The organism is Achromobacter sp. 2789STDY5608615 (genome assembly GCF_001298995.1).
GTDB classification, from domain to species: domain Bacteria; phylum Pseudomonadota; class Gammaproteobacteria; order Burkholderiales; family Burkholderiaceae_B; genus Achromobacter; species Achromobacter insuavis.
In genome coordinates this window covers 40,305-63,313 of sequence record NZ_CYTY01000018.1, presented here as the reverse complement: position 1 = coordinate 63,313, position 23,009 = coordinate 40,305, and the positions used below count along the sequence as shown (strand labels likewise).

16 protein-coding genes and 1 pseudogene are annotated in these 23,009 nt (G+C 66.7%); 15 read left to right on the top strand and 2 right to left on the bottom strand.

Features of this window, described 5'->3' with window-relative positions:
- The coding region (gene tssK, locus AOZ49_RS17205; RefSeq protein WP_054476729.1) for a type VI secretion system baseplate subunit TssK at positions 1–1,305 on the bottom strand (1,305 nt) is incomplete at its 3' end.
- Positions 1,306–1,378: 73 nt separating this feature from the next.
- Positions 1,379–1,996, bottom strand: a complete 618-nt coding sequence (gene tssJ, locus AOZ49_RS17200; protein WP_231689974.1) for a type VI secretion system lipoprotein TssJ — start codon at positions 1,994–1,996, stop codon at positions 1,379–1,381.
- Positions 1,997–2,152: 156 nt separating this feature from the next.
- Here tssJ and AOZ49_RS17195 point away from each other — a divergent pair, with 156 nt between their 5' ends.
- The 15 genes and pseudogenes from AOZ49_RS17195 (at position 2,153) to AOZ49_RS17125 (ending at position 23,006) form a co-directional block, all read left to right on the top strand.
- Positions 2,153–2,905, top strand: coding sequence for an outer membrane protein assembly factor BamD (locus AOZ49_RS17195; protein WP_231690371.1), 753 nt, complete (start codon positions 2,153–2,155; stop codon positions 2,903–2,905).
- A 68-nt stretch (positions 2,906–2,973) separates the two neighbouring features.
- Positions 2,974–3,498 carry a type VI secretion system contractile sheath small subunit gene (tssB, locus tag AOZ49_RS17190; RefSeq protein WP_006395406.1) on the top strand — a complete coding sequence of 175 codons (525 nt, stop codon included), beginning with the start codon at positions 2,974–2,976 and terminating at the stop codon, positions 3,496–3,498.
- The gene (gene tssC / locus AOZ49_RS17185; RefSeq protein ID WP_054434064.1) at positions 3,491–4,981 is read left to right on the top strand and encodes a type VI secretion system contractile sheath large subunit; all 1,491 of its coding nucleotides are present in this window, start codon (positions 3,491–3,493) and stop codon (positions 4,979–4,981) included. Before tssB ends, tssC begins: the two co-directional genes overlap by 8 nt.
- 40 nt (positions 4,982–5,021) lie before the next feature.
- Positions 5,022–5,525, top strand: coding sequence for an Hcp family type VI secretion system effector (locus tag AOZ49_RS17180; RefSeq protein ID WP_006395404.1), 504 nt, complete (start codon positions 5,022–5,024; stop codon positions 5,523–5,525).
- 70 nt (positions 5,526–5,595) lie between these two features.
- On the top strand, positions 5,596–6,081 hold the full coding sequence (gene tssE / locus AOZ49_RS17175) for a type VI secretion system baseplate subunit TssE (RefSeq protein ID WP_006395403.1): 486 nt from the start codon (positions 5,596–5,598) through the stop codon (positions 6,079–6,081).
- Positions 6,082–6,134: 53 nt separating this feature from the next.
- Positions 6,135–7,974 (top strand): annotated as a pseudogene (gene tssF / locus AOZ49_RS17170) (type VI secretion system baseplate subunit TssF).
- Positions 7,938–9,038 (top strand): type VI secretion system baseplate subunit TssG, encoded by a 1,101-nt coding sequence (gene tssG / locus AOZ49_RS17165; protein ID WP_054434174.1) that lies wholly within the window; start codon positions 7,938–7,940, stop codon positions 9,036–9,038. The pseudogene tssF and the gene tssG overlap by 37 nt, the downstream one beginning before the upstream one ends.
- A gap of 19 nt (positions 9,039–9,057) precedes the next feature.
- Positions 9,058–11,742, top strand: a complete 2,685-nt coding sequence (gene tssH / locus AOZ49_RS17160; RefSeq protein WP_054476727.1) for a type VI secretion system ATPase TssH — start codon at positions 9,058–9,060, stop codon at positions 11,740–11,742.
- 16 nt (positions 11,743–11,758) lie between these two features.
- On the top strand, positions 11,759–14,452 hold the full coding sequence (locus tag AOZ49_RS17155) for a type VI secretion system Vgr family protein (protein ID WP_054476725.1): 2,694 nt from the start codon (positions 11,759–11,761) through the stop codon (positions 14,450–14,452).
- Complete coding sequence (locus tag AOZ49_RS17150; protein WP_054476723.1) at positions 14,445–15,431, top strand: DUF4123 domain-containing protein; 987 nt, start codon at positions 14,445–14,447, stop codon at positions 15,429–15,431. Before AOZ49_RS17155 ends, AOZ49_RS17150 begins: the two co-directional genes overlap by 8 nt.
- Positions 15,415–18,585 (top strand): toxin VasX, encoded by a 3,171-nt coding sequence (locus tag AOZ49_RS17145; RefSeq protein WP_054476721.1) that lies wholly within the window; start codon positions 15,415–15,417, stop codon positions 18,583–18,585. The genes AOZ49_RS17150 and AOZ49_RS17145 overlap by 17 nt, the downstream gene beginning before the upstream one ends.
- A gap of 103 nt (positions 18,586–18,688) precedes the next feature.
- Complete coding sequence (locus AOZ49_RS17140; protein WP_054434078.1) at positions 18,689–19,618, top strand: hypothetical protein; 930 nt, start codon at positions 18,689–18,691, stop codon at positions 19,616–19,618.
- Between the two features lie 87 nt (positions 19,619–19,705).
- Positions 19,706–20,443, top strand: a complete 738-nt coding sequence (locus AOZ49_RS17135) for a putative type VI secretion system effector (RefSeq protein WP_054476719.1) — start codon at positions 19,706–19,708, stop codon at positions 20,441–20,443.
- Between the two features lie 179 nt (positions 20,444–20,622).
- The gene (locus tag AOZ49_RS17130) at positions 20,623–21,588 is read left to right on the top strand and encodes a hypothetical protein (RefSeq protein ID WP_054476809.1); all 966 of its coding nucleotides are present in this window, start codon (positions 20,623–20,625) and stop codon (positions 21,586–21,588) included.
- Positions 21,589–21,665: 77 nt separating this feature from the next.
- A complete protein-coding gene (locus AOZ49_RS17125; protein ID WP_054476807.1) occupies positions 21,666–23,006 on the top strand; it encodes a carotenoid oxygenase family protein in 1,341 nt (446 codons plus the stop codon).
- Positions 23,007–23,009 lie beyond the last annotated feature (3 nt).

The following is a 23,009-nucleotide window of genomic DNA, read 5'->3' as shown; positions in this document are numbered from 1 at the left end:
GCCGGACGGCGCGTAGATGGCGATGCTGCGGGCCTGCAGCATGCGGTCGTACAGCGAGCCGCGCGTCTGCAGCGTGAAGTAGCACGCGCCCGGCTTGACCGGCACGGCCGGCGGCACCTGCGGCGTGTACACCAGCTGCACGCCGGGCATGGCCGACAGCACCAGCTTCTCGACGTCGTCGGGCGCGCCGACCTTGAAGCGCAGCGGCACCGTCTCCGCCAGTTCGCTGGCCGGCGTCGCGGCCGACACCGACAGGTACAGCGCGGTGGTTTCGTCGAGCTTGTCGGAATCGAGCCGGCCGACATGGAACGACGGCCGCAGCTCCTCGAGCACGATGGAGAAGTAGCGGGTCGAGATGACGGTGTCGAGCAGGTCGCGCAGGATCGTGTCCAGCTGCGCGAACGCGGCGCCGGGTTGTTCATGGCGATACACCGGCAGGTCGGCCAGCGTGTGCACCTTCGAGAAAGTCATCAGCGCGCCGGCCAGCCGCAGCATTTCCTGGAACAGGCGCTCGGGGTGCAACTGCGGGTTGTGGAACAGGTGCGACAGCGCCGAGTAGGCCTCGTTGGCGGTGTGCAGCAGCCAGAACGAGGTCACGTCGCCCGAGCGGAATTCAATGATGTTCTTGCTCGGCTCGCGATGAAAGCCATAGAGCGCGTTGACCTTGGCCTGCAGCGCGTCCAGCAGGCGGCGCAATTGCTCGAACAGCGCGCCGCAGGCCTGCACCGTCAGGCTGGGGGCGATGAAGCTGGTGTCCAGCTCGTAGCCCGCGCTGGCGGTGCGGCGCACGCGCGCCACCGGGATGGTCAGCAGCGCGTCGCGCGGCTCGTGTTCGGACAGCAGGCGCACGTTCTTGCGCAGGAACGCTAGTTCGGCGGTGCTGGCGTTGGTGTACAGGTCGGGGGCGGGGCGGTCGTGGTGCGCGTAGCGCGAGTCGAAGCCTTCCGCCTGCTGCGCATCGCGGTAATTGCCGCCGATGTCCTTCATGGGGTGCAGCGCCAGGTAGAACACCGCTTCGCTGGCGCCGTCCAGGCCGTCCAGCACCACCGCGGGCGGCAGGTCGTCGTTGTGGGGCGCGTTGTAGATTTCGCCGTCGGGGAAGATCGCCGACAGCTCGGTGGCGCGCAGCATTCCGTTGGCGAGCGCCGCGGCATCGAAGCGCACGCTGCGCAGTCCCCATGAATACGGGTGCAGCGCGCGGCTCATTTCCGCCAGGCGGGCCTCATGGTAGGCGTCCTGCCGCTGAAAATGCTGGGGCCGCAGGAACAGCCCCTCTCCCCACAAAATCTTCGCTGAATAACTCACGTTGGCGGGCTCTCGTTTATGTGTCTATATGAAGAGGACGTTTCACGTACCGGATCCAGGGCGAGCGCTGGATTCAGTCAGGGCATTGCAACGAGCCAAGCCTGGATGGATCGAATGCCGGCATGCCGGGCGGCAGCACGATCTTGCCGGTGGCGACCGTCATGGCGCACGCGTGTGCGCCCAGGACGATGCCGCTGTCTTCGACCGATTTGACCTCGAACACGTATTTCCAGCGCTGTGGCGCGGGTGCGTAAAACAAGGCGGCAACGGCGATATAGGTGGCGCCCTTCGGCACTTTTTCGACGTTTTCGAAGCGCTGGCCGGGCGTCAATGTGATCTCGCGCGAAGCAATGAGACTGTCGCCCAATGCCGCCTTTTCCTGCTCAGTATCAACCAATTGCGTGAGCGGTGCGCGCTGAAATGCCTCGGCATTCTTCAAATAGTATGCTTTCGTAACGACAGCCGTTGGCTGGCCGCTGCTCGCATTCAAATTTTCTCCGGCGTGTATCGCCAATTTCACATCAGTGGGCGCATTCGGGTCCTTTTTCAGGCCCGCCGCATCGAGTGCCGTGCCGGTGATTCCGGCGACCGCGCCAAGGGCGGAAACCGCTGCACAACCCGTCATGACCGGGGCCACCGCGACCAGCATCGAGGCCGCCAAGCATCGCGATAAATTGAGATGTTTTGACATGGCTCTTTATACCGGATCATTGCGACAACATACAGATGGCGGCACGTTGAGCGACATTTCGTGGCAAGTTACATGACGTAATGCACTGTAGTGGTGTACTAACAAAAAGTTGTTGAAATACGCGGCCCTTGGTTACATCGGACACGTTCCCCAAAAATGCAACTTTCCCGGTATTTCCTCATAGGCGGTATGGTGGCCTTGATGGCCGGTTGCGCCACGACCAGCAAGCCCCAGACGGACGCCGAATACAAGCAATCGATCACCCGGGCCACCGAGACATTGGCCAATAAGGGAGGCGATGAAGCCGTGGTCCAATTCCAGGAAATCGCGCAGCGCAATCCCTCGCGCGGCGAGCCCTGGTCGTACATCGCCAAGATCCGTTTTGATGAACAGAAATACGGGGAAGCCATCGTCGCCGCGGACGAAGCGCTGAGCCGCGACGAGAACGATTTCACCGCCAAGACGGTGCGCGCCGTGGGCGGCCTGCGGGTCGCCATGCAATCGCTGGCGGACCTGCGCGCCGATGCGCTGCTGGCCGGCAATGCCCGCAATGACGCGGTGGCGCTGGCCGCCTCCATGCGCGAGACGCTGGGCCAGGACGTGCTGTTCCCCGAAGGCCGCAAGCCGCCGTCGCGCGGCACGCGTCCGCCGCCCAAGCCGCGCAACGACGCCGCCGCCGCGCCGGGCGCGGCCGCCGCCGGTACGCCGGCAGCCGGGGCTCCCGCGGCCGGTACGCCCGCAGCCGGTACGCCTTCCGCCAACGGCGGCGCCACTGCTGCGCCGGCGGCGCGCCCGGCGCAATCCGGCGGCGCCACGGCGCCCGCGCAGCCTGCCCAATCCACCCCATCCACCCCGCCCGCCGAGGGCCGCGCGCCGGATCCGTTCGGCAATCTGATCAACAAACCCTGATCGGCCCGCCGGACCCGGCAGGCCGGGTCCACGCGCCTTCGTCACTACGCATCCGCTGGGAGCCCTCAATGGCCAAGAAAGAAAGCGTTCAGAAAAGACTGCAGAAAGTGCGCCCGCCGCGCGTTCAACTGACCTATGACGTCGAGAAGGGCGACGCGATCGAGCAGAAGGAACTGCCCTTTGTCGTCGGCGTGGTGGGCGACTTCAGCGCGCAGTCGGAAGCCGAGCTGCCGCGCCTGAAGGACCGCAAGTTCGTCAACATCGACGTCGACAACTTCGACGACGTGATGCGCGGCCTGGAGCCGCGCGCCGCCTACCGCGTGAAGAACCGCCTGACCGACGAGGGCGGCACCTTCGGCGTCGACCTGAAGTTCCGCTCTGTCGAGGATTTCCGCCCCGAGGCGGTGGTGCAGCAGATCGAGCCGCTCAAGGAGCTGCTGGACATCCGCACCAAGCTGGCCGACCTGCGCAACAAGCTGGCCGGCAACGACAAGCTGGAAGACCTGCTGGGCGAAGTGCTCAGCAGCACGGAAAAACTGCAGCAACTGACCAGCGAAGCCGGCAAGGACGGCAAGGGAGGCCGCAATGAGTAATTCCGCCGCCGCGCACAGCGCATCCGCCCCGGCCGCCGCCGACGCGGGCCTGCTCGACCAGATCGTCGAACAGAGCCGGGTGGCCAAGTCCAGCGCCGAGCACGACCGTGCCAAGGACCTGATCGGCGAACTGGCCCGCGAAGTCATGAAGGGCACCGTGGTGGTGTCGGACAACCTGTCCGCCATGCTCGACGCCCGCGTGGCCGAGCTGGACCGCCTGATCTCCGCGCAGCTGAGCGAAGTCATGCACGGCGCCGAGTTCCAGAAGCTCGAAAGCACCTGGCGCGGCCTGCATTACCTGTGCCAGGAGAGCAATACCGGGCCGATGCTCAAGATCAAGGTGCTCAACGTCACCAAGCGCGACCTGGTGCGCGACTTCCAGACCGCCATCGACTTCGACCAGAGCCTGATGTTCAAGAAGGTCTACGAAGAGGAATTCGGCACCTTCGGCGGTTCGCCGTTCGGCGCGCTGCTGGGCAACTTCGAGATCACCCGCCAGCCCGAGGACATGTACTTCATCGAGCAGATGTCGCACGTGGCCGCGGCCTCGCACGCGCCGTTCATCGCCTCGGCCTCGCCCGAACTGCTGGGCCTGGACAGCTTCGCCGACCTGGGCCGCCCGCGCGACCTGGCCAAGGTGTTCGACACGGTCGAATACACCAAGTGGCGCAGCTTCCGCGATTCCGAGGACTCGCGCTACGTCGGCCTGACCATGCCGCGCTTCCTGGGCCGCCTGCCGTACGACCCGAAAGAGGGCACCTCGGTGGAAGGCTTCAACTTCGTCGAGGACGTCGACGGCACCGACCATTCCAAGTACCTGTGGTGCAACGCCGCCTGGGCCTTCGGCGCGCGCCTGACCGCGGCCTTCGCCGACTTCGGCTGGTGCGCGGCGATCCGCGGCGTCGAAGGCGGCGGCCTGGTCGAGAACCTGCCGACCCACACCTTCAAGACCGACGACGGCGAGATCGCGCTGAAGTGCCCGACCGAGATCGCCATCACCGACCGGCGCGAGAAGGAACTGAGCGACCTGGGCCTGATCCCGCTGGTGCACTGCAAGAACTCCGACTACGCCGCGTTCTTCGGCGCGCAGTCGGTGCAGAAGGCCAAGAAATACAACACCGACAGCGCCAACGCCAACGCGGTGCTGTCGGCGCAGTTGCAATACATCTTCTCCGTGTCGCGGGTGGCCCATTACCTGAAGGCCATGATGCGGGACAAGATCGGCAGTTTTGCGTCCGCGCAATCGGTCGAGAGCTTCCTGAACCGCTGGGTCTCGCAGTACGTGCTGCTGGACGACAACGCGAGCCAGGAGCAGAAAGCGCAATTTCCCCTGCGGGAAGCATCGGTGCAAGTCGCCGAGGTGCCGGGTCGTCCTGGCGTGTTCCGGGCCGTGGCGTTTTTGCGGCCGCATTTCCAACTCGACGAGCTGTCGATTTCCCTGCGCCTGGTTGCGGAACTGCCCGCCCAGGCCCAGAAATCGTGATGACCGTCTGATCCAAAGCTTTTAACCGGAGAGTACTTTAATGAAGGACATCTACGTCAAATTCGGCAATCCTGCGCTCAAGGGCGAGTCCCAGGACAAGGATCACCCGGACTGGATCGAAGTGGGCTCGTGGCGCCACGAGATCATCCAGCCGCGTTCGGCCACCGCCTCGACCTCGGGCGGCCACACCGCCGAGCGCACCGAGCACGGCGAAATGGTCTTCACCAAGGACCTGGACGTGGTCAGCCCGCTGCTCTACCAGCACGCCTCGGGCGGCACCACCTTTGACGAAGTGACCATCGATTTCCTGCGCGCCGATGGCGAAGGCAACCGCGTCAAATACCTGGAAATCAAGCTCAAGTACGTGATCATCTCGCGCGTGGCGCCGGAAGTGGTCAGCGAGGGCCTGCCGCACGAATCGTTCTCGCTGAAGTACGCCGCTGTCCAGTGGAAGTACACGCAGCAGAAGGTCGGCGGCAATCAGGGCGGCAACGCCCAGGGCGCCTGGAGCCTGACCAAGAACGACAAGACCTACTCGGTCTGACCCCGACCGCGCGGCAAGGCGAAGGCCGCGGCTCGCTCCCGGGCCGCGGTTTTCCTGAATGAGGTCCGTGATGAAGGGATTCGAACCCAGCCTGTTCGACAAGCTGTTCGACGGCGATGGCCCGGCGCCGCATGCGCTGCGGCGGTTGTCCGTCGAGGAAATCAAGGAAACCGTCGCGCGCGACATCGAGGCCCTGCTCAATACCCGCATGGTCTTCACCGAGGCGTCGCTCAAGCGCTATCCGAACTGCCAGCGGTCGATCCTGACCTATGGACTGTCGGATTTCTCCGGGCTCAGCCTGGCCAGCCACTACGACCGGGAGTTCATCTGCCGGTCGCTGGAGCAGGCCATCGCGCGCCACGAGCCGCGGCTGACGCACGTGCGGGTGGTGCTGCAGGTCGACAGCCGCGCCACGTCGGTGCTGTATTTCGCGATCACCGCGATGCTGGACGTCGGTCCGGCGCATGAGCCGGTGACGTTCGACGCCACCCTGCAGCCGTCGACGCTGCAGTATTCGGTCAGCAAGGGCTGGGCCAAGGCCGCGGCGGCCGCCTGACAAGATCAACGCACGCGGGCGCCGGCGGCCAGCCGCCGGCGAGGAAGGGAAAGATGGAAGAACTGCTGCCGTATTACGAACGCGAGCTGGGGTTCCTGCGCGGCTCGTCGCGCGATTTCGCCCAGCGCTATCCGAAGATCGCGGCGCGCCTGGGGCTGTCGGGGGAAACCTGCGAAGACCCGCACGTCGAGCGGATGATCGAATCGTTCGCCCTGCTGGGGGCGCGCATCAACAAGAAGCTGGACGACGACTATCCGGAATTCACGGAAGCGTTGTTCGAGGTGATGTACCCGCACTACCTGCGGCCGTTTCCGTCGTGTTCGATCGCGCAGTTCGACATGGGCGGCGTGGCGGCCCAGCTGACCGCGCCGGTGCGCATGGCGCGCGGCACCGAATTGAAGTCGCACGCCGTGCGCGGCGTGGCCTGCCGTTTCCGCACGGCCTACGACGTGACGCTGGCGCCCGTGGCCATCCGCCAGGCCGCGTTCGCCTCGACCGCCAACGCGCCGTCCTCCACGCAGCTGCCGCCGGGCGTGACCGGCCGCCTGTCGCTGACGCTGGCGTGCCTGGCCGAAACGCAGAGCTTCGCCACGCTGGCGGTGGACCGCCTGCGCGTCTATCTGCACGGCGAGCCGTCGTTCGTGGCGGCGCTGCGCGATTGCCTGTTCCTGCGCACCGCCGCGGCCTACATCGAGACCCAGCCCGGCCGCTGGAACCGGCTGCCCGAGGTGCCGCTGGCGCAGGTCGGGCTGGCCGAGGACGACGCGCTGATCGATTTTCCGGCCAGCTCGCACCCGGCCTACCGGCTGCTGGCCGAGTACTTTGTTTTCTCAGAGAAATTCAACTTCGTCGACATCGACCTGGCGGCGCTGCGGCGCGCGGTGGGGCCGGTGCGCGAATTCACGCTGCACCTGCCGGTCAAGGGGGCTGCGCGCCGACTCCAATACCGCGCGCCTGTTGGAGTCGGCCTCTGCCGACAACTTCCGGCTGGGCTGCACGCCGGTGATCAACCTGTTCGAGCAGCGCGCCGACCCCATCCGCGTGACGCACGCGGCCGCGTCGTACCCGGTGGTGGCCGATGCGCGCCGCGCCTATGGCTACGAGGTCTATTCCATCGACCGCGTGCGGCTGGTGCGGCAGAACGCGCAGGGCGATTCGGTGGTGGAGTTCCGGCCGTTCTATTCGTTGCACCACGGCGAGACGCCCGAGGGCGCCAGCCATTACTGGACCGCGCGGCGCGACCCGATGGTGGCCGAGCGCAGTCCGGGCTACGAGATGGAGATGTCGATCGTCGACATCGATTTCAATCCGGCGCTGCCGCAGACCGAAACGCTGAGCCTGGAGCTGACCTGCACCAACCGCGACCTGCCGTCGCACCTGGCGGTGGGCCAGCCGGGCGGCGACCTGTTCCTGGAGGGCGGCTCGGTGGCGCGCGAGATCCGCATGCTGCGCCGGCCGACCCACACACACCGCTTCCAGCAGGGCCGCGCGGCGCACTGGCGCCTGATCTCGCACCTGGCGCTGAATCACCTGTCGCTGGTGCACAGCGGCCTGCCGGCGCTGAAGGAAACGCTGCGCCTGTACGACCTGTCGCACGCCGCGGTGGCGGCCCGCCAGATCGAAGGGCTGGTGGGGCTGGACTACAAGCCCGCCACCCACTGGATGCCGGGCGAGCCGTTCGCGACCTTCGTGCGCGGCATCGAGATCCGGCTGACGATCAATGAAGACAACTTCGTGGGCACCAGCCTGCATGCCTTCGTGGCGGTGCTCAACCGCTTCTTCGGCCTTTACGTGCACGCCAACAGCTTTGTGCAGTTGGTGGTGCTGTCGCGCCGCGGCGCGGAAGAAATCCTACGGTGTGCTCCATGCAACGGCGACGCGATCCTAGCGTAATCGAATCGCTGCTGGCCGAGCCGCAGCGCTTCAAGTTCTTCCAGGCCGTGCGGGTGCTGGAACTGTGGTTCGCGCGCCAGGAAGGCACGCGCGCCAAGAACGCCGTGCCGGCGCACCTGCGCTTCGTCAACTCGTCGTCGCTGGGCTTTCCGGCCAGCGAGATCGCCGGGTTGACGGCCTTCGACAAGAACGGCCAGGCCCTGCACGACGCCGAGGCGCGCCTGGCGGCGCTGGCGGCTGGCACGCTGGGGCGGGTGGAGATCGAGCCGGCCTTCTTCGGTTTGCTGGGCGGGCAGGGCGCTTTGCCGCTGCATTACTCCGAGATCCTGAGCCACCGCGAAAGCGCCACGCGCGACCGCGGCGCGCGCGCCTTCTTCGACATCTTCTCGAACCGGGCCGCCGCGCTGTTCTACGCGGCCTGGAAGAAGTACCGCATGCCGCTGCGGCACGAGACCGAGCAGGACCATCACTACCTGCCGCTGTTGCTGGCATTGGGTGGTGTCGGCCATCCGGCGCTGCGCGACCGCCTGCATGCCGGCGAAGGCCGCGTGTTCGACGAATCGCTGGCGCACTACGCGGCGGCGGCGCGGCAGCGGCCGGTGTCGGCCGCGTACCTGCAGCGGGTGCTGGCCGATTACTTCCAGGTGGCCTTGCGGGTCGAACAGTTCGTCGGCCGCTGGTACCACGTGCCGCCCGAGAACCGCACCCAGCTGGGCCGGCCCGGCGCGGTGCTGGGTGTGTCCGCCATGGCCGGAGACCGCATCTGGCAGCGCGACCTGCGCATCCGGCTGTGGATCGGCCCGCTGTCCAAGACGGCGTTCGCCGATTTCCTGCCTGGCGGCGCCCGCGCGCAGGCGCTGGAAAAGCTGCTGACGATGTTCGGCGGGCTGAGCTTCGAATACGAGGTGCGCCTGGTGATGGCCAAAGAGGACGTCGCCGGCAGCGCGCTGGGCGGCGATGCCGAGGGCGGCGGCGCGCGCCTGGGCTGGAATTCCTTTCTCTGCACCGAACCGTCGGCGTCGGACCGCGACGACGCCAGCTACGAACTGCACACCATCCACTAAGAACAAGACAACCGAGAACATGGCCACTCCCCTGAAAACCCTGATCGGGAAACTGAACCAGACCTGCCGCCAGGCCGCCGAGCGCGCCGCCAGCCTGTGCATGGCGCAAGGCCACTACGAGGTGGACCTGGAACACCTGTTCCTGGCGCTGCTGGAAAAGCCCGCCAGCGATTTCAGCATCGTGGCGCGCCGCAGCGGCATCGAGGCCTCGGTGCTCGAGGCCGACCTGAACGCCGAAATCCGCGGCTTCAAGAACGGCAATACCCGCACGCCGGTGTTTTCGCCGCATCTGCCACGCCTGTTCGAGCATGCCTGGCTGATCGCCTCGCTCGACACGCAGACCACCCGCATCCGTTCCGGTCACCTGTTGCTGGCGCTGCTCGCCGAGCCCGATCTGGCGGCGCTGGCGCGGCGCGGCTCGCGCCTGTTCGAGTCGTTCCGGCTGGAAGAGCTGAAGCACGATTTCGCGGCCCTGACGGCCGGCTCGGAAGAGGCCGGCCAGTCCGTCGCATTGGGCGATGACGCCGCGCAGGGCGAGGCCGCAGCGCCCGCGGCCGCGCTGTCCAAGACGCCGGCGCTGGACCAATACACCACCAACCTGACCGAGCGCGCCCGCGAAGGCAAGATCGATCCGGTGATCGGCCGCGATGCCGAGATCCGCCAGATGATCGACATCCTGACGCGGCGCCGCCAGAACAACCCCATCCTGACCGGCGAGGCCGGCGTCGGCAAGACCGCCGTGGTCGAGGGGCTGGCGCTGCGCATCGTGGCTGGCGACGTGCCGCCGGCGCTGGCCGGCGTGGCGCTGCGCACGCTGGACATGGGCCTGCTGCAGGCCGGCGCCAGCGTCAAGGGCGAATTCGAGAACCGCTTGAAAAGCGTGATCGACGAGGTCAAGCAAAGCCCCACGCCCATCATTCTGTTCATCGACGAGGCCCACACCATGATCGGCGCGGGCGGGCAGGCCGGCCAGAACGATGCGGCCAACCTGCTCAAGCCGGCGCTGGCGCGCGGCGAACTGCGCACCATCGCCGCCACCACCTGGAGCGAATACAAGAAGTATTTCGAGAAAGACGCCGCGCTGGCGCGGCGCTTCCAGGCGGTCAAGGTGGAAGAGCCCAGCGAGGCCCTGGCCGCCAGCATGCTGCGCGGCATGGCGCCGCTGATGGAACAGCATTTCGGCGTGCGCATCCTGGACGAGGCGATCGTCGCCGCCGCCCGCCTGTCGCACCGCTACATCAGCGGCCGCCAGCTGCCCGACAAGGCGGTCGGCGTGCTGGACACCGCCTGCGCCCGGGTGGCATTGGGCCGCAGCGCCACGCCGGCCCTGATCGACGACGCCCGCCACCGGCTGGCGCGCCAGGAGACCGAGCGCGCGGCGCTGCGCCGCGAGGCCGCGACCGGCGCCGCGCAGTCGGCCCGCCTGCGCGAACTGGATGAGGAAATGGCCGCCACCCGCCAACAGCTGGCCGAGGCCGAGGCGCGCCTGGCGCAGGAAAGCGAGCTGGTGCGGCAGATCCACGCGCTGCGCGAGGAGCTGGAAGCCGCGGGCCAGGAACCCGACGCCGAAGCCGGCGCCAAGCGCCGCGGCGGCAAGGCCGCCGAGCCGACGCCCGCCCAGGCGCAACTGGCCGAATTGCAGCAGCAATTGCGCGCCCTGCAGGGCGAGGCGCCGCTGGTGCCGGCCTATGTGGACGCGCAGGTCATCGCCGAGATCGTCTCGGCCTGGACCGGCATCCCGCTGGGCCGCATGGTCAACGACGAGATCCGCACCGTGCTGGAGCTGCAGCCGCTGCTGGCCGAGCGCGTCATCGGCCAGGATCACGCATTGCACGCCATCGCCCAGCGCGTGCGCACCGCGCGCGCCGGGTTGGAGGACCCCAACAAGCCCAAGGGCGTGTTCCTGTTCGTCGGCCCGTCGGGCGTGGGCAAGACCGAGACCGCGCTGGCGGTGGCCGACATTCTCTATGGCGGCGAGCGCAAGCTGGTCACGATCAACATGAGCGAGTACCAGGAGGCCCACAGCGTCTCGGGGCTGAAGGGTTCGCCGCCCGGCTACGTCGGCTACGGCGAAGGCGGGGTGCTGACCGAGGCCGTGCGGCGCCAGCCCTACAGCGTGGTGCTGCTCGATGAAATCGAGAAGGCCCACCCCGACGTGCTGGAGCTGTTCTTCCAGGTGTTCGACAAGGGCGTGATGGACGACGCCGAGGGGCGCGAGATCGATTTCCGCAACACGCTCATCATCCTGACCTCCAACGTCGGCTCGTCGGCCATCATGCAGGCCTGCCTGAACAAGAGCGCCGAGGAACGGCCCGATCCGGACGCCATGCAGGAACTGCTGGCGCCGCAGCTGTACAAGGCCTTCAAGCCCGCCTTCCTGGGGCGCATGAAGACCATCGCCTACTACCCGGTGGACGACGACGCCCTGGCCCGCATCATCGGCCTGAAGCTGGCCCGCATCGCCGAGCGCGTGCAGGCCAACCACCGCGCCGTGTTCGACTGGGACGAGGCGCTGGTCGAGGCCGTGCTGGCGCGCTGCACCGAGGTCGACACCGGCGCGCGCAACGTCGACCACATTTTGAACGGCACGCTGTTGCCGCAGATCGCCGAGCAGGTGCTGGGCCGCATGGCGCAGGGTGAAGCGATCGCGCGCATCCGCGTCACGGCCGGCAAGAACGGCGACTTCCGCTACCGCCTGACCTGAGCCCGGAGCCGAGACCATGCCCCAGGATGCTTCCGGATTGTCCCGCCTGTCGGCCGCCGGCATCGCGCAGGCCAACCGCCTGCTGGACCTGCGCACGCCGCTGGGCGAAAACCGCCTGGTGGCCGAGACCCTGTCGGCCACCGAGCAATTGAGCGGCGGCGCCTATCGGCTCGAGATCACCGCGCTGTCCGACGACGCGCATATCCCCCTGAAGGCCCTGATGGGCCAGCCCGTCACGCTGCGCCTGCAGACCGCGCTCGACCGCGAGCAGCCGCGCCTGTGGCACGGCCACGCCACGGCGGTGCGCTTCCTGGGCGCCAACGGCGGCCTGGCGCGCTATGGCCTGACCGTGGAGCCGTGGCTGGCGTTCCTGCGGGCGCGGCGCGACAGCTTCGCCTACCAGGACAAGGCGGTGATCGACATCGTCGACAGCATCTTCGGCGACTACAAGGGCCAGGGCGCGCTGGCGCCGCAATGGCGCTGGGAGGTCAAGGACCGCGCCGCCTACGCCAAGCGCAGCCTGACCATCCAGTACCGCGAGACCGATTACGCCTTCATCGAGCGCCTGCTGGCCGAGGAGGGCCTGTTCTATTGGGTCGAGCACGCCGACGCCGGCCACACCCTGGTCATTGCCGACCACAACGACGCCTTCAAGGCCGGCCCGCAGGCCAGCGTGCGCTTCGCCCGCGCCGACGTGACCGAGACCGAGGACAGCATCCAGCAATGGAGCGCGCGCAAGCGCTGGCAGACCAACGCCGTGCGCATGGCCAGCTGGGACTACCGCAGCGCCCAGGCGCGGCCGGTGTCGGCGCAGGCGGACAGCGGCAAGCTGGCGAATCCGCTGGAACTGGTCAGCGATGACTACCCCGGGCAGTATGCCTACGAGGACAGCGCGCAGGGCGAGCGGCTGGCGCACAACGCGCTGGCCGCGCTGCGCGTGCGCCAGCAGAGCGTCGAGGGCGCCGGCACCGTGCGCACGCTGGCGCCGGGCCAGCGCTTCGAGCTGACCGGCCACTACCAGCAGGGCGGCCCGTCCGCGTTCGTGGTGATCGCGATCACGCACCAGGCCCGCAACAACTTCGACGCCGACCTCGGCCGCGCCGTGCGCGAGGCGCTGGGCGGCGACGAGGGCGAGGACGCCGATTTCTACCGCAACGCCTTCACCTGCATCGGCAGCGACACCGAATTCCGCCCCGCGACGCAGGACGGCCACGGCACGCGCCTGCATCCCCGTCCCACGGTGTTCGGCGCGCAGACCGCGCTGGTGGTGGGCGCCGAGGAACCGGTGCACACCGACCGCGACCACCGCATCAAGGTGCAGTTCCACTGGCAGCGCGGCAAGGCGTCCAGCAGCCGGCTGGCGCACCCGTCGGGCGACGAGAACGCGCCGGCCAAGGATGAGCTGGGCGCCTGGGTGCGCGTGGCCGAGCCGGTGGCCGGCGGCGACTGGGGCGGTCATTTCGTGCCGCGCGTCGGCCAGGAAGTGCTGGTGGAATTCCTGCACGGCGACATCGACCGCCCGGTGGTGGTCGGCGCGCTGTACAACGGCGAGGGCGCCGAGGATGCCTCCCACAACCAGGTGCAGGCGGGCGGCGCCAATGCCACCGGCAACGCGCCGGCCTGGTTTGCCGGCGGCAATGACGGGCACGCGCACAACGCGGTCATGTCCGGCTTCAAGACCCAGGCCCTGGCCACCAGCGGCGCGGGCACCGGCGGCTACAACCAGCTGGTGCAGGACGACACGCCGGGCCAGTCGCGCCTGACCGCCTCGACCACCCAGGCCGATGCCCGCCTGAACCTGGGCCACGTCAAGCAGCAGCGCGACAACGAGCGCCTGCAGGACCTGGGCCATGGCGCCGAACTGTCGACCAAGGAAGCGGTGGCGCTGCGCGGCGGTTCCGGCCTGCTGATCAGCGCCGACCTGCGCGAGAACGCCGAGGGCGCGCTGCTCGACAGCGCCGAGGCGGCCAAGCAGATCGACGCCGCCCTCGAATCGGCCAAGGAACTGGGCGACATCGCGGTCAAGCAGAAGGCCATCCTGGATGGCGATCCGCAGGCGCTGCCGGCGCACGATGCCCTCGGGCACGTCCGCGACGTGGTCGAGGCCACCCAGGACGATGCCAACGCCGAGGGCGCCGCCGTCAAGGTGGCGGCCTACAGCGAACCGCACCTCCAGGTCAGCGCGCCCAGCGGCATCGGCCAGTACACGCCGGCCAACGCCTTCCTGGTGGCCGGCGCCACCTTCGCGCAGATCGCGCCCGATGTGAACTGGGCCAGCAGCGCCCACCTGGCGGTGGGCGTGGCGGCCGGCGTGGTGCTGTTCACGGCGGGCCACGAGGCCGGCGGCGGCCGCGCGGTGCAGGACCGTGGCCTGCGGCTGCACGCCGCGGGCGGCAAGCTGCGCCTGCACAGCCAGGACGCCAAGATGACGCTGACGGCCGAGAAGGCCGTGACCTTCGCTTCCGCCGGCGCCAGCGTGCTGATCGAGGCCAAGCAGCGCGTGCTGGCCACCGCCGCGGGCGCCTATGTGCGGCTGGAAGGCGGCGGCATCCAGCTGCATGCGCCGGGCAAGGTCGAGCTGAAGGCGGGAGCGCACAACTGGGTCGGGCCGCAGACGGCGAGCGGCAACCTGGCGCCGCCCTCGGGCGAATTCAAGGATTGTCCCAGCAAGGTGAACAGCGCGGCGGCGGGAGGGGCGGCCTTTGTTTGACGGCATCCTTCCCCACGGCGAGGACCGCGACGCGGCCGTCCGGCTCTACGAACGCCTGCTGGCCGCCGCCGCGCGCACCCCGTCAAGCGCGCTCTACGTACTGGTGGATCCCACCATCGAGGATCCGCTGGCGCATGCGGCCCGGCGCGAGAGCGCCGTGGCGCTGCCGTTGGACCGTGGCCGCTTCCTGGCCGGGCATTGCCCCTATCTGCTGGCGCTGGGAGACTTTGGCCGCGACGACGCCATCGAATTGAGCATTGCCGCGGCCTGCGCGGCCGCGGCGCCTGGCCACACCCATCGCGCGGTCTGCGGCTGGATCGCCAGTCCGGTGGCCCCGACGGCGCTGGCTCGCCATCTGGCCAGGATGGCGCGCTGCCTGGTGCCGGATCGGGCCGATCCGGTGACCTTGCGGCATTGGGATCCGCGCGTCGCCGAGGTGCTGGCCGAGGTGCTGTCCGAAGACCAGCTGCGCCAATGGCTCGCGCCGGTCCAGGCCTATTGGCGGCCGTGCCGCGCGGCCGGGGAACTGGCGGTCCAGTACGAACGGCCGGCCGCCGCGGGCGCGCCGCAAGCCGGGCCGGCCGCGCCGCTGGTGCTCGATCGCGCGCAGTGCGCCGTGCTGGAACGCGCCGGCTGGGTCAACCAGGCGCTCGACGCCCTGGCCGAAGCCGGACACGACATGGCCGAGGCGCGGCTGCGCGAGCGCGCCGACCGCCAGGTGGCGCGCGCGCAGGCGCGCTGGGGCCTGGAGACCGACACCGACATCGTCGATTTCGCGCTGCATGGCCTGCTGGTGCATCCGCATTTCGACCAGCATCCCGACGTCCGCCACGCCATGGCCACGGTCCAGGCGAGCGGCGTCGCGGCGGTGGCGGCTTTGAACGACATCACGGAAGAACAATGGAACCGCGTGCGGCAATGGCCCGGCACGACGGTCGAACCGGAGCAGACAGAGGTGAGGGATGGCGGAGCTTTCTAACGCGCGTTGCGCCGCGGCGGCGAATACCTGCGGCGAGACCAAGGGCAAGTGCATCAACTGCGACAAGAAGGGCGGCGTGGCGATCATGCCGCTGGTGCCCGCGCCGCTGCCGCGGCCCATGGTGAGCGATGCCTGGGCCAACACCGAGCACGGCGGCGCCAGCAACACGCAGTGGGCGATTCCCGCCCACCGCATGTACAGCACCTGGATGGAGAAGAAGCTGGAGGCCCACACCAAGGTGCGGCTGTTCGATCCCAGGTTCGACCCCGCCGGACTGCCGGCGGAGACCTACTTCGCGCGCGTGCCGGCCGCGGGCTACCTGTACGTGCTCAAGCAGGACAAAACCTGGGACGGCTACCTGATCGACAGCAAGGGCTACTACCGCAAGATCCCGGTCGCCAAGATGCCCGAGGACGCCGAGACCACCGAGCCGCTGTCCGAGGCCTGCTCGTCGGAAGGGCACAACAACATCGGCACGCAGTTCATCACCATCGACCACCTGCGCAGCCCCACGGCCTGGATCGCCTACAGCCGCTACGTCTGGGACAAGCAGACCCGCCAGGACTACGCCGACGACAAAGACGGCTGCCGCGGCGCGCGGATGACCGAACTGAACCTGAAGGACATCGCCGACGGCAAGGTCGGGTTGGGCAGCGCCGCGCCCAACACCTGCAAGCTGACCCTGCCCGACATCACGGGCATCGTCGCCGACTATGCCGTGGCGGACGTGCAGCGCTGCCTGAATGCGGGCCTGCACAACCCGCTGCAGATGCGCGCCGAGCCGGAACCGCAACTGGTGACGGCGCAGATGTGGGCCGTGAATTCGCTGCTGCCGGCGCTGCAATGGGGGGTCGGGGTGGTGCTGCCGGATCCGGTGGGGATCGTGCAGGAGTTGAATCTGCGGCGCAATATTGCTGCGGCGCGCGCTTCGGTGCTTGAAGGAGCGCTGGACCCGGAACGCGCGCGCAAGCGCGTCATTGCCGACATCATTCAAGGCATGTGCTTGAGCGCTAAAGCCAATCCGGGGCCGTTCTGGGCGGCGAATTATGGACCCGAACGTTATGAAAGAAACATAGACACCGGCGCTTGGCAAGCCGCCCTTGCGGACAGTGAGGGCAAGAAGTCCTTGATGACACAGATCGCGAACTTGAGTGCGCTATTCACGACTTGGATCAAATGCCCGGGCTGGAAACAGCAGCAACGCACCGACTTCTGCGACAGGGATGACGCAGCCGGGGTACGGCGCGAAAACATGGCCGCGTCGTGTGTTGCCGGATCGGGGCAGACTGAAAAGGAGCGTGTGGAGGTATGGGGCGAGCTTTGGAAACTGTCGGTTGACGATCCGAACAACTGGTTCTATCGAAGCCTGTCTGCTGGAAACGCGGATCTGTTCAAGCTATTGGCGGATACGGGCTCAGTCGACGAGGCCGGTTCCATTGTCAGGGCCGCGTATGCAATGGTGACGCCATATCTGGAAGGGGGCGCGTTGAAAATCGACAACCTGCGCGAAGCCCTGCGTGCCAAGCGTCGCTACAACGAGGCTACCGCCACGCTGGTGGACACCGTGACCGGGCTGCTGACCAAGTTGATGATCAACGATCCAAAGACGTACAACCGGCTGATGCGTGGCATTGCGATGACGCTTGTCACGCGTGAGGATCTGCTGGTTGCTCCCACTGTGCTGAAGGGACCATTGTCGGAGATCAAGAATCTTCTGGAAGAAGCTGCCACCAAACCGATAGAAGGTCACGCCCCGGTGCGTGTTGGCGGTGACTTGCCCGCCGGCAGGGGCTATCTGGCTCAGGAAGGCAATTTGGGCCAGCGCGGTCTCAGCTTGTCGGAAACGGTGGGTCGCGGTGTGTATCTGGATTTGCCGGAGGACAGAACGACCATTTCCGCCGTGGTGGCGTTCACCTTCAAGAAGCTGGCCCAGGGGGAAAAGCTGAGTGGCTCCTTTGCTGGAGGCACACCCCTGCAGGAAATTGAATTGCCATTGCGTGAACAGGCTCGGATGAATCCTTATCTGAATGGCCGAGCTGCACTGGTAGGGAACCTGGCATCTACGGTATTAGGTTCCGGGATCATGTTCTTCCAGGCACAAGGTGCGATCAATGCCTTGGCGGCAACGCTCAAGGAAGGTGCTTCGCTGGAAGACAGGTTCTCGAGTGGCGCTGGCGCGACGGCGAATATCGTTGCCATGGTCGCCGTCGGCTTCGACCTGGCTTCCTCCATAGGCACGCTTGTTTCCAATGAGGTTTCCAAGAGACTCATGCGGCAAGGGGCCAAACTCGGACTCGCCGCCGGCATTCTCGATGGCTTGGTGACCGCCTATGGTGCATACCGCAAGCGGCAAGCCGGCAACAATACGTCGGCGTATTGGAGTACCGCATCGGCGCTCGCGACCGTGATATCGGGAGTGGCAGGCTATGGCACTACGATGGCGGTTGCTGGTGGAGGTACCGCCTTTACGGTCTTAGGGCTATCGCTGGGACCCGTCGGCTGGACCTTGTTGACGATCGCCGCGCTGGGCGTCGCCATATGGACTGCGGTGAACGCTGCGGGAACCGACGACGCCAGCCGTTTGCCGGTCGAATACTGGCTTGATAACGGCGTGTTTGGCAAACGCACCCAGCTTGGCAATACGGATAACAACCCCTTTGCCACCAAGGCGAGCGCGGGAAAACGAGGTGCGCCGGCTGTTCCCTTCCTCAACTTGAATGACGAACTTCAAGCGTTGGAACGCATCATTCTGGTGGCCAGCGGTTACCTGATGAAAGGCGCGGTGGGCAATGGCTACTTTCATGCGCATTACAACGTTACTGTTCCGCTATATTCTGATGACAGTCGGGTCACGATCGAGTTCTATCGGAATGACAGGGACGGAAAGAAGGTTTTCCGCACCATGAGCGCCGGTAAGAACGCGACATTGCCTGCGGTACAGAGTGGATCGGTTCTTGTTCCTGCTCCCGGGTTCCAAAACGAGAAAATGACTATTGATCCAGTCAGTAAAAGCGCCAAATTGACGGGCTCTTTTCAGGTGTTCCTGGGGTTGCGTGGGTTCTATTGCATGAAGGTTCATTATTGGCCGAGCGAAATACAGCGGCCGGGAATGGAGACGGGGTTTGAGTCAGGGGTTTACGTTGACAGTTACTAGGAACAGGAAAGAGAAGAGAGATTTGGAGGTACTCCCTGATCGCACCGGAGCATGGGGCTGGCTGTTGTCGGGGCGCTCCGGAGTGCAGCCGGCGGCTGAAGGCATGGTTACCGAGTTGACGCCCGCTTGCCTGCGCTTGACGGGGCCTTTCGAGGCCTCGCGTGGCTACGTGGCATGTGTCTCGCTCGCTGCTGCGGTTGGTCTGACTTTGCTGTTCCTTACGGCTCTGATCGACCTGAGTACGGGGAGGACCGTTCTGGATACCGGACTTGCCGTGATGATGGGGGGGTATTCTGTATGTGCATTGATCGGTTGGATCTGCGCCTATCGATTTGTTTTTTCACCGATCCAGGAAACCACTCTCATCAGTCGGTCCTTGCGACGCATATATGTGTGGGAAAAGCGGACTGGTTGGACGTCGGTCGATTTTGATCGCGCGCACGCCTACGTTGGCAATTTTCAGGTGGTAACGACAACCGGCGCGGGAGCTGCCTATCCCTTGCGCGTCGTAGAGATCGAGCCCGACACTCGCCGTATCATCAAGGGCGTGGCACTGACCGCTCCATTTGATCGTCCAGAACCCGCCGCGCAACTTTGGGAGTTCGTCCGGTTGTACATGGACGGGGAGCCGGCGATGCTGCCGCCAGTGACGTTGGTGCCGGATTGTCGCGTCAATGCGTATGCGTGGATGGACCTTGAGCTGTTTCCATACGCAATCGATCGTCATCACAGATTGGTGCGGCCGTTTGCGTTCTGGTTCTTCAGTGGTGCCTATTACCTGCCGAACTGGATGGAATACTGGATTCGTCGATTCGGTCGTCGCCCCGCGCTGCCTCCGGAATTGGCGGCGGTGGTGGGCTGGCAAGGCGAAAGCCCGTATCGAATCGCCCCGCCGACACAGGAGGAGCTGGCGGCGCGAGCAGGTAATCTGCCCTCCGTGAAGAGGCGTTGGCGTCTGGCGAGCATCTTCGGCTTGGCGCTCTGGGTCGTCCTGCCGCTGTTTTTTGTGGGCGTCGTGGTGTCCAACTGGTAGGTGGATATTAATGGAGGTCGGTTCCACGCCGGCGGTATGCATCCGATGAGCAGAGCGCGATCGGCGGGACACACGGAAGCAGTGGCGATGACGCCTCAGTGGAATGACAAAGCCAGCAAGCTGACCGGCAAGATCGCGGGACTGCGCCGCGTCAGGCGATCGCGCGATTTCGTGATGGAACAGCTCGGAGGCGGCGCGGGGGCGTCGGCGGTGTCGGCGGGACTGGCGGGGATGGGGGGCGCGGCCATTGCGATTGCTACCCTCGACAGCACTGAGAAGGCGGATTTTGTCGAATTCACGCTCGATGGACAACCGGTTCGAGGCTGGTTCTGGCGGTTTCCCTTTGACGAGGGCGATGACATCGAACTGGTGGCCGAGCACGACGGGCAGGCGTGGATCGCCTACGGCGCCCGACGGCCGGCCGATGCGCTGGTTGCGGTGTATCCGCATTGCTTCGAGGGGCGCCGGGCGCGCTACGCTTCCACGTTCCGCTTCTGGGGCATCGTAGTGGGGGCAGTTTTTCTGTTCATGATGTGCCTGGATGCGATTTTCGCGATGTTCAAGGGCACATTCAGCCTGGCAGGGCAGTTGTCCGCGTATGCGGTCTACCTGGCCTATGGGCTGCCCGCGCTGGTGCTGGTTTTCGGATTCCTGGCGTGGCGCGGCGGTCGCAAGACGGAAGGATTTGCGCGGATGGCGGAGACCATTTTCGCCGGCTTTGGCTGGCGGGACGCCAGCAGCATCAATTTGCGCAAGACCTCCAGGGCGCTGCGTCGCGAGGGTGATGGGCGTGACTACGGCACGCTCTATTTCCGCTACCAATGAAGCAAGCGCGCGCGTCCGTGATTGGCTCGCGCCGTCGACAGTGCGAGTCGCAACAAGGAGGAGCAATGCGGCATGGCAGAGGCCGGGCGGGCATCACCATGGTCCCGGAGAAGAGCGGTGCATGGGGATGGTTGCTGCCCGCGAGCTCGGAACGCGCGCGCAGCCCGGAGGATCCCTCCGTGCTGTACAACGTGGTCGAAATCAATCCCGCCTGCCTGCGGCTGGTCGATCCCACCGAGAACCTGCGTGGCCTTGGCATCGTCATGACGATTATGTTCAGCCTGATGTTGCTGCTGATCGCAACCAATTTCATCCTGTTCTACGACACGGCGACGCGCGGCTACGGCGGCGAGTATCTGGCGTTCGTCGCAGGCGGCTCGCTGCTGGGGGTGTTCGGGCTGTGGCGCGCCTACCGCGCTGCGTCCGCGCCGATGCAGTACACCTCCATCATCAGCCGGCGGCTGCGGCGCATCTACGCCTGGAGCAGGAAGGGCGGCTGGATTTCAGTGGACTACGACCGGGCCGTGGCATTCATCTTCAGGGGCCGGCTGGTGGCGCCCACAGGGGCGAGCGCGCCGGTTGTTTCGTTGCGGGTGGCCGAGCTTGAGCCGGGCTCGCGTCGCATCGCGCGCTGCGTCGCGCCCACCCGGATCTTTTCGTCGCGCGAAGCCACCGCTGGCGCCTGGCAGTTCATCCGGCGCTACATGGACGAAGAGCCCGCTGCTGTTCCTCCTGTGGTCCTGATGCCGAATCATCGCATCAATGCCTTTGCGTGGATGGACCGGGAACTGTTTACGGAGGAGATCGACCGGCAGCATTATCCCGCCGGCCTGTTCGACGGATTCGCGTTCTGGATCATGGCGGGGGCCTACTACCTGCCGAACTGGATGGAATACTGGGTACGGCGCTATGGCAAGCGGCCGCCGCTGCCTCCAGAATTGGCTGCCGCCCTGCAATGGGAAGGCGAGAATCCGTACCGCGTCGTACCTCCGACCCCGGAAGAAACGCTGGCCATGCAAGGCAAGCTTCCCCATATGAAAAAGCGCTGGCTGCACGCCAGCATCCTGGGGATCCTGTTATGGGGCGTCCTGCCTTTGGGGTTCGTGCTGGTGACGGTATTGAAGTGGATAGCGTCATTAAATTAAATCCGGGTAATATTGACGAACATATTTAATCCGGGTAAAAATGCGTCCTGCGAATGATCGCAACCAAGGACGCAAGCATGAGCACATTCGATCTGAACACCGGCGCCACCGCGCCGCTGGCCGATGAGGTTGACCTGGCCGACCTGCCCGTGGACGGCGCGCTGCCGCCCGGGCTGGACGGGGTCCTGGTCCGCAACGGCCCCAACCCCCTGCGCGGCCGCTTCGAGGGCAACGACGTGCTGTCGTGGTGGCCGCAGCCGGCGATGCTGCACGCCATTGCCTTCCACGGCGGCCGGGCGACCGGTTACCGCAACCGCTGGGCGCGCACCCGGATCTGGGCGCGCGAATACGACCCGCAGGCCGAGGCCGGCCTGCCGGAGACCAATCCCAACGTCAATGTGCTGCGCCACGCGGGCGAAGTGCTGGCGCTGGCCGAGGGCGGGGCGCCGTTGGCGATGACGCCAGCGCTGGATTTCCTGGGCGCCAGCCGGCACCATCCGGGGCTGGCGGGCGGCATGACGGCGCACCCCAAGGCGGACCCCGAGACCGGGGAACTGATGAGTTTCCGCGCCCATTGGGAGCGGCCCTGGCTGCGCTACGGCGTGACGGGCGCGGACGGCCAGCCGCGGGTGGATCTGGCGATCGAGCTGCCCGGGCCGTCGATGATGCACGACATGGCGATCACGGCGCGCTACAGCATCCTGCTGGACCTGAACGTGGCGTACGACTTCTCGATGCTGTCGCGCGGCTACCGCATGCCGCTGCGGTGGCATGACGAGCGCCAGTCGCGGCTGGGCGTGATCCCGCGCCACGGCGGCCCGGTGCGCTGGTTCGCGGTCGCGCCCTGTTTCATCCAGCACGTGGTGAATGCGTATGACCGGGATGCGTCGACGCTGGTGCTGGACGTGGTGCGCTATCCGGAATACCTGCGGCTGTCGCGCGAGGGCGCGGGTTTCGAGGACAGCCCGCTGGGCACGTTGTGGCGTTACGAGATCGACCTGGACGAGGGCGGCGTCACGGAGCGCGCGCTGGACGATGCCGGCATCGAGCTGCCGCGCATCAACGAGGCCCGGACCGGCCGCGCCTACCGCTACTGCTATGCGGTGGAGCAGCCCAACAACCGCGAGATGCGCGGCGTGGTGCGCTACGACCTGGAGACGGGCGCGCGCCAGCAGTATGCGGTGCCGCCTGGCGACCAGAACAGCGAACCGGTGTTCGTGCCCCGGCCGGGGGCGCGCGACGAGGACGACGGCTGGGTGCTGGTGTGCGTGTACCGCCAGGCCAGCGATACCAGCGACGTGGTGGTGCTGGACGCGCGCGACCTGGCGGCCGGGCCGCTGGCGACGGTGCGTCTGCGCCGCCGCATTCCGGCGGGTTTTCACGGCGCCTGGCTGCCGCGCGAGGCGGGCGGGAAGTAGACC

Excerpts from the sequence above, each read along its gene's own strand:
- AOZ49_RS17145 (WP_054476721.1), top strand. The coding sequence starts at position 15,415 with ATGGCGGAGCTTTCTAACGCGCGTTGCGCCGCGGCGGCGAATACCTGC.
- AOZ49_RS17180 (WP_006395404.1), top strand. The coding sequence starts at position 5,022 with ATGAAGGACATCTACGTCAAATTCGGCAATCCTGCGCTCAAGGGCGAG.
- AOZ49_RS17125 (WP_054476807.1), top strand. The coding sequence starts at position 21,666 with ATGAGCACATTCGATCTGAACACCGGCGCCACCGCGCCGCTGGCCGAT.
- AOZ49_RS17195 (WP_231690371.1), top strand. The coding sequence starts at position 2,153 with ATGCAACTTTCCCGGTATTTCCTCATAGGCGGTATGGTGGCCTTGATG.
- AOZ49_RS17155 (WP_054476725.1), top strand. The coding sequence starts at position 11,759 with ATGCCCCAGGATGCTTCCGGATTGTCCCGCCTGTCGGCCGCCGGCATC.
- tssJ (WP_231689974.1), bottom strand. The coding sequence starts at position 1,996 with ATGTCAAAACATCTCAATTTATCGCGATGCTTGGCGGCCTCGATGCTG.
- AOZ49_RS17135 (WP_054476719.1), top strand. The coding sequence starts at position 19,706 with ATGACGCCTCAGTGGAATGACAAAGCCAGCAAGCTGACCGGCAAGATC.
- AOZ49_RS17140 (WP_054434078.1), top strand. The coding sequence starts at position 18,689 with ATGGTTACCGAGTTGACGCCCGCTTGCCTGCGCTTGACGGGGCCTTTC.
- tssB (WP_006395406.1), top strand. The coding sequence starts at position 2,974 with ATGGCCAAGAAAGAAAGCGTTCAGAAAAGACTGCAGAAAGTGCGCCCG.
- tssE (WP_006395403.1), top strand. The coding sequence starts at position 5,596 with ATGAAGGGATTCGAACCCAGCCTGTTCGACAAGCTGTTCGACGGCGAT.
- tssC (WP_054434064.1), top strand. The coding sequence starts at position 3,491 with ATGAGTAATTCCGCCGCCGCGCACAGCGCATCCGCCCCGGCCGCCGCC.
- tssH (WP_054476727.1), top strand. The coding sequence starts at position 9,058 with ATGGCCACTCCCCTGAAAACCCTGATCGGGAAACTGAACCAGACCTGC.